The organism is Kineococcus rubinsiae, assembly GCF_011839805.1.
In the GTDB taxonomy this organism is placed as follows: domain Bacteria; phylum Actinomycetota; class Actinomycetes; order Actinomycetales; family Kineococcaceae; genus Kineococcus; species Kineococcus rubinsiae.
Genome location: NZ_VWPY01000033.1, coordinates 1 through 11,987 on the forward strand (window position 1 = coordinate 1; position 11,987 = coordinate 11,987).

Below are 11,987 nucleotides of genomic sequence, written 5' to 3' on the forward strand. Positions count from 1 at the left end.
CCCGAGCGCTCCGCGGCTCCTCCGGTCGAGCCGCAGGCCCCGCCGCCCGCCGCACCCCGGCCGCCGCGCCCCGCCGGGGGACGCCGCCCCGGGGGCCCTCGCCGCCGGCGCCGGCTCACCGCCCTGGTCCTGCTGCTCGTCGTCTGCCTCGTGGCCTACCCGCTGGCGCTGGGCTGGAAGGGCTGGTCCTCGGTCGGGCACGTCGCGGCCGCCTCGACCGGCGCGCGCCCCGCGGACACCCCGGGCACGACCTACCTCATCGTCGGCAGCGACTCGCGCGCCGGGATGTCGGAGGAGGAGCTCAGCGCCCTGTCCGCCGGCGGCACCGACGGCATGGGCCAGCGCACCGACACGATCATGCTGATGCACGTGCCGGCCGGCGGCGGGCCCGTCGCCCTCATCAGCGTGCCGCGCGACAGCTACGTCCCCATCCCCGGTCACGGGCGCAGCAAGATCAACGCCGCGTTCTCCCTGGGCGGCCCGGAGCTGCTCACGCAGACCCTCGAGGACGTCTCGGGCCTGCGCATCGACCACTACGTCGAGACGGGCTTCGGGGGCTTCGCGAAGATCGTCGACGCGGTCGGCGGGGTCGAGATGTGCCCCGCGGTGGCCGTCGACGACGTGCGCGCCGGGCTGGACATCCCCGCGGGCTGCCAGCAGATGGACGGGGCCACGGCGCTGGGCTACGCCCGCTACCGCTACACCGACCCGCTGGGCGACCTGGGACGCGCGAACCGCCAGCGGGCCCTGCTCGCGGCCATCACGCAGCGCGCCGCGAGCCCCGCGACGCTGCTCAACCCGTTCAAGGCCTTCCCGCTGGCGTCCTCGGGCGGCTCGGCCATCACCGTCGACGACGGCAGCAGCCCGCTCGCCCTGGTCACCTTCGCGCGCGGCATGCGCGCCGCGTCGGGCAGCGACGGCATCTCGATGACGGTGCCGATCAGCAACCCGGCGCTGCCCACGTCCTCCGGCACCGCCGTGAAGTGGGACAGCACCAAGGCCCTGCAGATGTTCGCCGACCTCAAGGCCGACGACACGGCCGCGCTGCGGGCGCTGCTGCCGGCCTGAGGCCGCTCAGCTCCCGATCGCCCGCGGGCCCACCGCGGGCAGCGTGACCGGCGCCCCCGGCAGGGCGACGCCCTCCGCCGACAGCGGCACCGTCAGGGCGTCCACGAGGACCTCCAGGGCCCGCGTGACCTCCCGCGCCCGCTCGGGCCCGATGAGCTGCAGCACCGCGTCGGTGCTGCGCAGCGTCATCGCCTCGATGTGCTCCAGCACGGCCCGGCCCGCGTCGGTGAGCTCGACGTGGCGGTCGCCCGGCCGCGGCGGGGCCGGCTGGACGTAGCCGTCGTCGCAGAGCTGGTCCAGCGTCGACTGCACGCTCGCGGTGTCGGCCCCGACCTGCCGGCCGATCGCGCGGGGGTGGCGGTGACCGGCGGCGACCGCCTGCAGCACGAAGATCGCCAGCCGGCGCAGCCCGGTCGCGGACTCGATCGATCCCAGCAGCGGCTCGGCGACGGCCTGCAGCCGCCCGATGCGCAGGAGCAGGGCGTCGGCCGCGGCCAGGTCGTGGGGCGGGGTGTCGACGAGCCCGCGCAGCACGGCGTCGCCCGCCGCGAGCTGGTGGCGCCCCTCGCCGGGGGCGACGACGGCCGGCGGCCGGTCCAGGGCCGCCTCGCGGGGCCGGTCGACGACGGCCTCACGGGCGGTGGCGCCGTCGCGGGGGGCGTCGAGGACGACGTCGAGGGTCTCGTCGAACGCGGGGTCGACGGTGGCGTCGACGGTCGGGCCGGCGTCGAGGCGGGGGTCGTGCGGGAAGGGGTGGGGCACCGGGCGCTCCGAGGGGTCTGGTCGGTGGCGTGCGGGGGTCGGCGGTGGAGGCGGACGGGCGGTCCAGGGTCAACGGTCGGCACCGGCCGGGAGTTCTCGGCTCCCGCCCGGCACCGTCGCCGGGGGCGGCTCAGCCGCCGAAGCCCACCCCGGGCCGGCGGGTGCGGGCGCGCAGCTTCTCGCCCTTGGCGAGCGCGCTGTCTCGCAGGGACGCCTGGAAGTCGACCATCCGCTCCTGCAGCGCCGGGTCGGACGCGGCCAGGATGCGCACCGCGAGCAGCCCCGCGTTGCGCGCCCCCGCCACGGACACCGTGGCGACGGGGACACCCGAGGGCATCTGCACGATGGACAGCAGCGAGTCCATGCCGTCGAGGTGGCGCAGGGGGACGGGCACGCCGATGACGGGCAGCGGCGTGAGGCTCGCGAGCATCCCGGGCAGGTGGGCGGCGCCGCCCGCACCGGCGATGACGACCTTCAGCCCGCGTCCGGCCGCCGCGGTGCCCCACGCGACCATGTCCTGCGGCATGCGGTGCGCGGAGACGACGTCGGCCTCGTAGGGCACGCCGAACTCCTCCAGCGCCTTCGCGGCCTCCTCCATGACGGGCCAGTCGGAGTCGGAGCCCATGACGACGCCCACGACCGGTGCTGCGCTGCTGCTCACTCGTCGATCTCCCCTGCGATGAAGGCGGCCGCGTGCCGGGCCCGGTCGCGGACGGTGTCCAGGTCGTCGCCGTAGACGGTGACGTGTCCCAGCTTGCGCCCCGGGCGCTGCTCCTTGCCGTACAGGTGCACCTTGACGCCGGGGTCGTGGGCCATGACGTGCAGGTAGGAGCGGTACAGGTCCGCGTGGCGGGGCTCCACCTCGCGCGGGCCGAGCACGTTGACCATGACGGTCCAGGGCGCGCGGGGCGCCGGGGAGCCGAGCGGCAGGTCCAGCACCGCGCGCAGGTGCTGCTCGAACTGGCTGGTCACCGACCCCTCGATGCTCCAGTGGCCGGAGTTGTGCGGGCGCATCGCGAGCTCGTTGACGAGCACCTCGCGGCGGCCGTCGCGCTCGACCTCGAACAGCTCGACGGCCAGCACGCCCGTGACGCCGAGCCCGCCGGCGATGTCGAGGGCGATCCGGGAGGCCTGCGCGGCGAGGTCGGGGTCGAGGTCCGGCGCGGGCGCCACCACCTCGCGGCAGACGCCGCCGGCCTGGACCGTCTCCACGACCGGCCACGACGCGGCCTGCCCGGAGGGGCTGCGGGCCACGAGCGCCGCGAGCTCGCGGACGAAGGGGACGTGCTCCTCGGCGAGCAGGGGCCCGCGCTCGGCCCAGTCCTCGAACCAGCCGGTCGCGGTGGCCAGCCCGGCCGGGTCCAGCTGCGGGTCGGCGACGACGAGGACGCCCTTGCCGTCGTAGCCGCCGCGCGGGGTCTTGAGCACGACGGGCCAGCCGGCCTCGGCGGCGAAGGCGCGCAGCTCCTCGACGCCCGCGACGGCCGCGAAGCGCGGGCAGGGGACGCCCAGCGCCGTGAGCCGCTCGCGCATGACGAGCTTGTCCTGCGCGTGCAGCAGCGCGTCGGCGGAGGGCTGCACGGACGTGAGCTCGGCCATGGCGCGCAACCCGGCGGGCGGCACGTGCTCGTGGTCGAAGGTGACGGCGTCGCAGTCCGCGGCGAAGGCGCGCAGCGCGTCGAGGTCGTCCGCGGCACCGACCGGGGCGGGCGAGATCACCTGCGCCGCGCTGACGTCGGGGCCCTCGGCGAGCACGCGCAGCCGCAGGCCGAGCGCGACGGCCGCGGGCTGCATCATGCGCGCCAGCTGCCCCCCGCCCACGACGCCGACGACGGGGAAGCCACCGGGCCGCGCGTAGGGGGCCGGGTCGGGGGTGTGGGTCACGTCTGCCGAGGGTAGGGCACCGTGCGGACCCGCTCCGGACACCGGCCGGCGGGTCCCCGGTCCGCCCCGGGAGGCGCCCGGCGGCACCGCACGGACGTGCTGCGGGCGCCGTCCTGCGGGAGGATCGGGCACGGGCGGCGCGGAGGACGTGCCGCCTCACCCATGGAAGGGGAACTGCCTGTGCTCACCGTGATCGCGTGTGTCGTCCTGGTCACCGTCGGCATCGTCGGAGCGATGAAGATGGAGAACCGCCTCGAGCCGTCGAAGGAGAGGACGCGCTCGGAGCGGTGAGCCGTCGGCGGCCTCCCAGCTCCGTCGGTCACACTCGGCGGGCGCGCCCCGAGGCATCCGGGGCGCCCCCCGCGCCGAACCAGCGGTGGCCGCCGGCCCCCGCCGGGACGCACGACGAGAGACGGAGCAGCGCAGACCGTGGCACCTGAAGGAGCAGCAGCACCCCGCGAGGGACTCGTGCGCCGCCTGCGCGCGACCTACGAGGTCCTGGCCCGCGAGGCCGCCAAGTTCGGCATCGTCGGTGGCGTCGCGTTCGTCGTGAACACGGGCACGTTCAACCTGCTCCGCTTCGCCGGCCCCGACCACGTCGGCGTCCTGCACGGCAAGCCGCTGACCGCGAACGTCATCGGGGTCGTCGTCTCCACGGTCGTCGCCTGGCTCGGCAACCGGCTCTGGACGTTCCGCCACCGCCGCCGGGCGTCCGCGCCCCGCGAGCTGCTGCTGTTCGCCGTGATGAACGCCGCCGGGCTCGCGATCTCCCTCGCCTGCCTCGGCTTCACCTACTACGTGCTCGACCTGCGCGGGGCCGTGGCCACCAACGTCTCGGCGAACGTCGTCGGCCTCGTGCTGGGCACCCTGTTCCGCTGGTGGGCCTACCGGCGCTTCGTCTTCACGACCGAGCTGGCCGAGGAGGGCTGGGACGTGCCGCCCGCCTCACGCGCGCCGCAGGTGGACGACGTCCGCGGCGGACAGGCTCGTCCGGGCTCCCCCGCCGCCCGCTGAGGTCCCCCCACCCGCGGGTCCGTCCCCGTCGGGGCGCAGCACCAGCCGGCCGTCCGCGTCGACGTCCTCGGCCAGCCCCTCCAGCGTCCGCCCGTCGGGCAGGTGGGCCCGCACCTGCGCGCCGAGGGTCGCGCACACCGCGCGGTAGGCCGCCGCGGTGCCCGCGGCCTCCGGGTCGCCGCCGGCCGCGGTGAAGTCGTCCAGGCGCTGCCGCAGCGCGCGCAGGTAGCGGCGCAGGACGGTGTCGCGGTCGGTGCTCGTGGCCCCCGCGAGCGCCAGCGACGTCGGGGGCGCCGACGGCCCCGGCCCGCCCGGCACCCCGGCCGCGGGCGGCAGCTCGTCGGCGCGCTGGCTGACGTTGATCCCCGCGCCGAGCACGACCACGTCGTCGCGGGCCTCCACGAGGACCCCGGCGACCTTCCCGACACCGGCGACCTTCCCGGCACCGTCGCCCGGCGTGCCGTCCGGCGGCCCGTCGACGAGCCCGACGAGCACGTCGTTGGGCCACTTCAGCCCCACCTGGACGCCGAGGCCCTCGAGCGCGTCGGCCACGGCGAGGCCCGTGAGCAGGGGCAGCCAGGACCACCGCTCGCGGGGCACGGCCGGGCGCACGAGCACCGAGACGGCGAGCGACGCGCGCGGCGGCGCCTCCCAGACCCGGCCCAGCCGGCCGCGGCCGCCGCTCTGGTGGTCGGCCACGAGGACGGTGCCGTCGGCCGGGCCGCTGCGGCCCAGCAGGTCCGCGTTCGTCGAGCCCGTGGTGGCCACGACGTCGAGGGCGGCCCAGCCGCCGTCGCCGAGCAGGGCGCGGCGCAGGGGCGTGGCCCGCAGCGGGGGCCGTCCGAGGTCGGTCCAGGCGGTGCTCACCCCGGCACGCTACGTCGCCACCCCGGCGACGGCGCAGGGGCGGCCCCGGCCCGGTCCGGCTCGTCCGCGGACCCCGGCTTGTCGACGGCCCGGTCCCTGTGGTGAGGTGAGGCTCCCCTCACCTCAGGAGTCGTCCGTGCCCGCTCGCCCGTCCCGCCGCTCCCTGCTCCTCGGCGTCCCCGCCGTCGCCGCCGTCCTGGCCGCGTGCGGCGACGGTGGCACGTCGTCCACCGGCGCAGCCTCGCCGTCGGGCTCGTCGGCGGCGGGCACCTTCCCCGTGACCGTCGAGCACGCCCTCGGGACCGTGACGATCGACAGCGCGCCCCAGCGCATCGTCACCGTCGGCTGGGGGTCGCAGGACGTGCTGTGGGCGCTGGGGATCCAGCCGGTGGCCGTGCCGCAGGTGACCTACGGCGGGCTGCCCGACGGGACCTACCCCTGGTGGGAGGGCCACTTCGACGCGGCGACGACGGCGTTCCTGCCGAGCCCCGACTCGGGCGAGCTGCCCTTCGAGCTCATCGCCGAGAAGGCGCCCGACCTGATCCTCGCCGTCTACTCCGGCATCACGGCCGAGGACTACGCGACGCTGTCGAAGATCGCGAAGACCGTCGCCTACCCGGACGCGCCGTGGAAGACGTCCTGGCAGGACCAGACCGTCCTCGTGGGCCGCGCCGTCGGCCGCGAGGCCGACGCCCGTGCCCTGGTCGAGACCGCTCAGGCCGACCTGACGTCGCGGGCCGCGGCCGCCCCGGCCCTGCAGGGCAAGACGTTCAGCTACGTCTACGGCGAGGAGAAGGGCCTGTCGGTCTACCTGCCGGGCGACTCCCGCGTCGACATGCTGCACGACCTCGGGATGGTCGACTCCCCCGGCGTGAAGACCCTGGCCGGGACGACGTCGGAGTTCTACACCGAGCTCGCCAAGGAGCGCAGCCTCGACGTCGCGGCCGACGTGGTCGTCGGCTACGGCGGGCTCACGGCCGCCCAGTTCAGCGCCGACCCCGTCTACGCGACGATCCCCGCGGTCGCCGCCGGCGCCGTCGCGTGGCTGGAGGACCAGACGCTCGTCTCGGCGACCTCGGCCACCGTGCTGAACCTGCCGTGGCAGCTGGACCGGCTCGTGCCGCTGCTGTCCGCCGCCGCGGAGAAGTCGCCCGCGTAGTCCCCTCCCGCGGCGCGGCCAGGCCCTAGGGTCGGCGCGGTGACGACCGACTCCACGACGGCCGGCTCCGCGCCGCGCCGCCCCACCGCCCTCGACGCCGTCGCCGAGGAGCACCTGGCCGGGACCCTGCGGCTGCAGCCGGCGCTCGCCCTGTCCCTCGGGGTGGCCGACGTCGCCCCGGGCCTCGGGGACCGCTCCCCCGCGGGGCTCGCGGACGTCGCCGACCTCGCCCGCGCCACCCTGCGGGCGGTCGAGGCCACCCCCGTCGCCGACGACGTCGACCGGGTGACCGCGGCGGCCCTGCGCGACCGGCTGGGCCTCGAGGTCGCCCTGCACGACGCCGGCGAGACCGTGGGTGACCTCAACGTCATCGCCAGCCCGCTGCAGGACGTCCGGATGGTCTTCGACCTCCTGCCGACCCGCACCGAGGCCGACTGGGCCGACGCGGCCGCGCGCCTGGCCGCCGTCCCCGCCGCGATCGAGGGCTACGTGGAGAGCCTGCGCACCGCCGCCGCCGCGGGCCGGGTCGCGCCCCGCCGGCAGGTGCGGGCGTGCGCCGCGGAGGCCCTCTCGCACGGCGCCGCGGACGGCATCTTCGCCGCCTACGCGCAGTCCGCGCGCACCGCGGACGGCCCGCTGCCCGCCGCGCTCGCGGGCGACGTCGCCCGGGGTGCCGAGGCGGCCGGCGAGGCCTACGGCCGCCTGGCCGAGGTGCTGGCCCGCGAGCTCCTGCCCGCCGCGCCCGAGGCCGACGCCTGCGGCCCCGACCGCTACGCGCTGTGGTCGCAGTACCAGCTCGGCGCGCGCGTCGACCTCGCCGAGACCTACGCGTGGGGCCTGGAGGAGGTCGCGCGGGTGCGCGCGGAGATGGCGGCCGTGGCCCGCGAGATCACCGGCAGCCCCGACGTCGCGCAGGCCGCCGCCGCCCTGGACGCCGACCCCGCCGTGACGATCGCGGGCGCGGAGGCGTTCCGCGACTGGATGCAGGAGCGCTCGGACGCGACCGTCGAGGCCCTGGCCGGCGTCCACTTCGACATCCCGGAGCAGGTGCGGCGGCTGGAGTGCCGGATCGCCCCCACCACCTCCGGCGGCATCTACTACACGGGCCCCAGCGAGGACTTCTCCCGCCCGGGGCAGATGTGGTGGGCCGTCCCGCCGGGGCAGACGACTTTCAGCACCTGGCGCGAGGCGACGACCGTGCACCACGAGGGCGTGCCGGGCCACCACCTGCAGATCGGCCAGACCGCCGTGCGCAGCGACGTCCTCAACCGCTGGCGGCGCTCGCTGGCCTCGTGGGTGTCGGGTCACGGCGAGGGCTGGGCCCTGTACGCGGAGCGGCTCATGGCCGACCTCGGTCACCTGCACGGCCCCGGCGAGCTGCTGGGCATGCTCGACGCGCAGCTGCTGCGCGCGGGCCGGGTCGTGATCGACGTCGGGGTGCACTGCGGGATGCCCGCCCCGGCCGAGGTCAGCGGCGGCGACTGGGACCACGACAAGGCCTGGCGGTACCTGACGTCGGTCTCCGGCAACGACGAGGGCGTCCTGCGCTTCGAGCTCGACCGCTACCTCGGCTGGCCGGGGCAGGCCCCCTCGTACAAGGTCGGCGAGCGCCTGTGGTCGTCGGTGCGCGAGGAGGTCCGGGCCCGCGAGGGCGCCGCCTTCGACCTCGCGGCCTTCCACCGGCGCGCGCTCGACCTCGGCTCCGTCGGCCTCGACGTCCTGCGCACCGCGCTGCTGCCCTGATCCCTCTGTGATCTTGCAGGTGATCCCTGCATGATCACGGAGGGGGCGGGTGGGAGGATGCCGCCGTGCCCACGTTCGTCCTCGCCTCCGCCTCCCCCGCCCGCCTCGCGACGCTGCGCGCCGTCGGGCTCGCCCCCGAGGTCGTCGTCTCCGACGTCGACGAGCCCGCGGTCGTCGCGCACTACGGCGTGACCGACGGCGAGGACGTCGCCCTGGTGCTCGCCAAGGCCAAGGCCGAGGACGTCGCGGCCCGCGACGAGATCGGCGACGACGCGCTGGTCCTGGGCTGCGACTCGGTGCTGGAGATCGACACCCCGGACGGGCGGCGCGTGCACGGCAAGCCCGCCGACGCCGCGGAGGCCGTGGCGCGCTGGAAGCTGATGCGCGGGCGCAGCGGCGTCCTGCACACGGGCCACTGGCTGGTCGACGCCCGCGACGGCGGCTCGGGCGCCACGCTCGGCGGCGTCGCCTCGGTGACCGTGCACTTCGCCGACGTCAGCGACGCCGAGGTCGACGCCTACGTCGCGACCGGCGAGCCGCTGCGCGTGGCGGGCGCGTTCACCCTCGACGGGCTGGGCGGCGCCTTCGTCCGCGGTGTCGAGGGCGACCCCCACGCCGTCGTCGGCGTCTCGCTGCCGCTGCTGCGCGACCTGCTGGGCGAGGCCGGCGTGGCGTGGACCGACGTCTGGCCCGCGCGGCCCTGAGCGGCGGTCCGCACCCGGCGGCAGTCGGTGGAGTCCAGGCCCGGGCAGTAGGGTCAGCCGTCGCGCCCCAGCCCCCGGACGGCGCGATCCCGCCCGCAGACCCCGGAGACGCCGCATGACCTCCCCCGACCCGATGCTCACCGGGACCGCCGCCGACTCCGCAGCGACCCACGACGCACCGGTGACGGGGCCCGTCACCAAGGTCCTGGTGGCCAACCGCGGCGAGATCGCCGTCCGCATCGTCCGGGCGGCCCGCGACTCCGGCATCGCCTCGGTGGCGGTCTACTCCGACTCCGACCGCGACGCGCTGCACGTGCGGATGGCGGACGAGGCGTTCGCCCTGGGCGGGGAGAGCGCCAAGGAGACCTACCTCGACGCGCAGAAGGTCATCGACGTCGCGCTGCGCGCCGGGGCCGACGCCGTCCACCCCGGCTACGGCTTCCTGAGCGAGAACGCGGGCTTCGCGCGCGCCGTGATCGCCGCGGGCCTCACCTGGGTCGGGCCGCCGCCCGCCGCCATCGAGTCCCTCGGCGACAAGGTCTCCGCGCGCCACCTCGCGGCCCGCGCCGGCGCCCCCCTCGTGGCGGGCACGGCCGACCCGGTGCCCGACGCGGACGCCGTCGTCGCCTTCGCCGACGAGCACGGCCTCCCGATCGCCATCAAGGCCGCCTTCGGCGGCGGCGGGCGCGGCCTGAAGGTCGCCCGCCACCGCGAGGAGATCCCCGAGCTGTTCGCCTCCGCGGTGCGCGAGGCCGAGGCCGCGTTCGGCCGCGGCGAGTGCTTCGTCGAGCGCTACCTCGACCGTCCGCGCCACGTCGAGACGCAGGTCCTCGCCGACGCCCACGGCGGCGCCGTCGTCGTCTCCACGCGCGACTGCTCCCTGCAGCGGCGCCACCAGAAGCTCGTCGAGGAGGCGCCCGCGCCGTTCCTCACGCCCGAGCAGGACGCCGAGCTGCGCCGCGCCTCCCTCGCGATCGTCGCCGAGGCCGGCTACGTCGGTGCGGGCACGGTCGAGTTCCTCGTCGCCACCGACGGCACGCTCGCGTTCCTCGAGGTCAACACGCGGCTGCAGGTCGAGCACCCCGTGACCGAGGAGATCAGCGGCCTCGACCTCGTCGTGGAGCAGTTCCGCATCGCCCGCGGCGAGCCGCTGGGCTACGACCACGTGAGCACCCGCGGGCACGCCATCGAGTTCCGCATCAACGGCGAGGACCCGCGCGCGAACTTCCTGCCGCGCGCCGGCCGCCTCACGCGCTTCTCGCTGCCGTCCGGCCCGGGCGTCCGCGTGGACACGGGCATCGACCCGCGTGCCGCCGCGGGCGACGGCGTCGAGATCTCGCAGAACTTCGACTCCCTGCTGGCCAAGCTGATCGTCACGGGCCGCAACCGCGAGCACGCGCTGCGCCGCGCGGCCCGCGCGCTCGGGGAGTTCCAGGTCGAGGGCGTGCCGACGGTGCTGGACTTCCACCGCGCCGTCGTCCGGCACCCGGACTTCGCGCCCGTCGCGGGCGACGACGCCACGCACTTCGACGTGCACACCCGCTGGATCGAGACCGACTTCGACGCGACGGGGCTCCCCGCCGCCGGCGCCCTCGAGGTCACCGAAGGCCCTGCGGCGCACCGCGAGACGATCGTCGTGGAGGTCGCGGGCAAGCGCGTGGAGGTGTCGCTGCCGGTCGAGACGCTGAACGCGCAGCTGACGCGCGTCGGGCACGAGCTCTCCCGCGCCGGGGTCGCGACCGGTGCGGCCGTGGCCCGCGCCTACCGCAGCACGACGCACCGCGGTGGCCGCGGCGGGCGGGGCAAGGCCAAGGCCGTCGGGTCGAGCGCGAACCCGAACGCGCTGCTGACGCCCATGCAGGGCACCATCGTCAAGATCGAGGTCGCCGAGGGCGACCACGTGGAGGAGGGCGACCTCGTCGCGGTGCTGGAGGCGATGAAGATGGAGCAGCCGCTGACGGCGCACCGCTCCGGCACGATCTCCGGCCTCACCGCGCAGCAGGGCGACACCACGACGACCGGCAGCGTCCTCTGCGAGATCGTCGACTGAGCGCTGCCCGTCCGGCGCGTCCGGGGCGGGCGCTACTCGTCGAGGGCGTCGGGTGAGCTGAGCGCGGCCCGCGGGGCGTGCCAGCCGCGCAGGATGCCGCCGATGCGCAGGGCCGCGCAGGCCGCCGCGCCGAGCAGCGACCAGGCGAGGGTGTCGGCGCCGAACTCGTCGCCCAGCACGGCCACGGACGCGCCGACCAGCGCGGGGACGGCGTAGAGCCCGCCGGTGAGGATGCTCGGGACCCGGCGCACGAGCACGTCACGCAGGGTGCCGCCGCCCACGGCGGTCAGGCCGCCGAGCAGGATGGCCTGCCCCCCACCGAGTCCGGACTCCAGCGCCGTCTGCGCGCCCGTGATGCAGAACAGCGACAGCCCGGCGGTGTCGAAGATGAGGATGGGCCGCGACAGCCGGCTCAGCAGGCGGTGCCCCCAGAACGCGGCGAGCGCGCCGGCCGTCGCCGTCGTCAGGTAGTACCAGGTCCGCAGCGACGCGGGCGGCAGCTCGCCCAGCAGGACGTCGCGCAGCAGACCGCCGCCGATGGCCGTGACGATGCCCAGGGTGACGACCCCGAAGAGGTCCAGGTGCGCCGAGCGCATGGCCGTGAGCGCCCCGTCGAGGGCGAAGGCGAAGACCCCGACGAGTTCCAGCGCGAGCAGCACGTCGAGGAGGTCCACGCGTCCAGCGTGACAGGCCGCGCGGGCCCGCCCCGCCACGCCCGCCGGGGCGGTGCGGGGTC

General features: G+C 76.5%; 11 protein-coding genes. 6 read left to right on the forward strand and 5 right to left on the reverse strand.

The features are described from left to right. Positions 1 to 1,068: LCP family protein (locus F1544_RS15225; RefSeq protein WP_167586868.1), on the forward strand; the 1,068-nt coding region annotated here is incomplete at its 5' end. A 6-nt stretch (positions 1,069 to 1,074) separates the two neighbouring features. Here F1544_RS15225 and F1544_RS15230 read toward each other — a convergent pair. The 3 genes from F1544_RS15230 to F1544_RS15240 all read right to left on the reverse strand — a co-directional run bounded on the left by F1544_RS15230 (position 1,075) and on the right by F1544_RS15240 (position 3,714). Beyond that, a complete protein-coding gene (locus tag F1544_RS15230) occupies positions 1,075 to 1,830 on the reverse strand; it encodes a MarR family winged helix-turn-helix transcriptional regulator (RefSeq protein WP_167586870.1) in 756 nt (251 codons plus the stop codon). 130 nt (positions 1,831 to 1,960) lie between these two features. After that, the gene (gene purE / locus F1544_RS15235; protein ID WP_167586934.1) at positions 1,961 to 2,455 is read right to left on the reverse strand and encodes a 5-(carboxyamino)imidazole ribonucleotide mutase; all 495 of its coding nucleotides are present in this window, start codon (positions 2,453 to 2,455) and stop codon (positions 1,961 to 1,963) included. A 32-nt stretch (positions 2,456 to 2,487) separates the two neighbouring features. Beyond that, the gene (locus F1544_RS15240; RefSeq protein ID WP_308470106.1) at positions 2,488 to 3,714 is read right to left on the reverse strand and encodes a 5-(carboxyamino)imidazole ribonucleotide synthase; all 1,227 of its coding nucleotides are present in this window, start codon (positions 3,712 to 3,714) and stop codon (positions 2,488 to 2,490) included. 429 nt (positions 3,715 to 4,143) lie between these two features. On the opposite strand from F1544_RS15240, the gene F1544_RS15245 reads away from it, so the two are divergent. After that, entirely contained in the window at positions 4,144 to 4,728 is a 585-nt protein-coding gene (locus F1544_RS15245; RefSeq protein WP_167586872.1) for a GtrA family protein, read from the forward strand. Here the strand turns inward: F1544_RS15245 and F1544_RS15250 are convergent. Beyond that, positions 4,660 to 5,595 carry a biotin--[acetyl-CoA-carboxylase] ligase gene (locus tag F1544_RS15250; protein ID WP_167586873.1) on the reverse strand — a complete coding sequence of 312 codons (936 nt, stop codon included), beginning with the start codon at positions 5,593 to 5,595 and terminating at the stop codon, positions 4,660 to 4,662. The genes F1544_RS15245 and F1544_RS15250 overlap by 69 nt on opposite strands. Before the next feature lie 136 nt (positions 5,596 to 5,731). On the opposite strand from F1544_RS15250, the gene F1544_RS15255 reads away from it, so the two are divergent. From F1544_RS15255 to F1544_RS15270, 4 genes are all read left to right on the forward strand, one after another. Further along, a complete protein-coding gene (locus F1544_RS15255) occupies positions 5,732 to 6,754 on the forward strand; it encodes an ABC transporter substrate-binding protein (protein WP_167586875.1) in 1,023 nt (340 codons plus the stop codon). Positions 6,755 to 6,793: 39 nt separating this feature from the next. Further along, positions 6,794 to 8,497, forward strand: coding sequence for a DUF885 domain-containing protein (locus F1544_RS15260; protein ID WP_167586877.1), 1,704 nt, complete (start codon positions 6,794 to 6,796; stop codon positions 8,495 to 8,497). Positions 8,498 to 8,562: 65 nt separating this feature from the next. Next, positions 8,563 to 9,201, forward strand: a complete 639-nt coding sequence (locus F1544_RS15265; protein WP_167586879.1) for a Maf family protein — start codon at positions 8,563 to 8,565, stop codon at positions 9,199 to 9,201. 115 nt (positions 9,202 to 9,316) lie between these two features. Beyond that, the gene (locus F1544_RS15270) at positions 9,317 to 11,251 is read left to right on the forward strand and encodes an ATP-binding protein (protein ID WP_167586881.1); all 1,935 of its coding nucleotides are present in this window, start codon (positions 9,317 to 9,319) and stop codon (positions 11,249 to 11,251) included. A gap of 32 nt (positions 11,252 to 11,283) precedes the next feature. On the opposite strand, the gene F1544_RS15275 is transcribed toward F1544_RS15270, so the two are convergent. Then, positions 11,284 to 11,925: a trimeric intracellular cation channel family protein gene (locus tag F1544_RS15275; protein ID WP_167586883.1), complete on the reverse strand. Its 642-nt coding sequence runs from the start codon at positions 11,923 to 11,925 to the stop codon at positions 11,284 to 11,286. Positions 11,926 to 11,987: the final 62 nt, after the last annotated feature.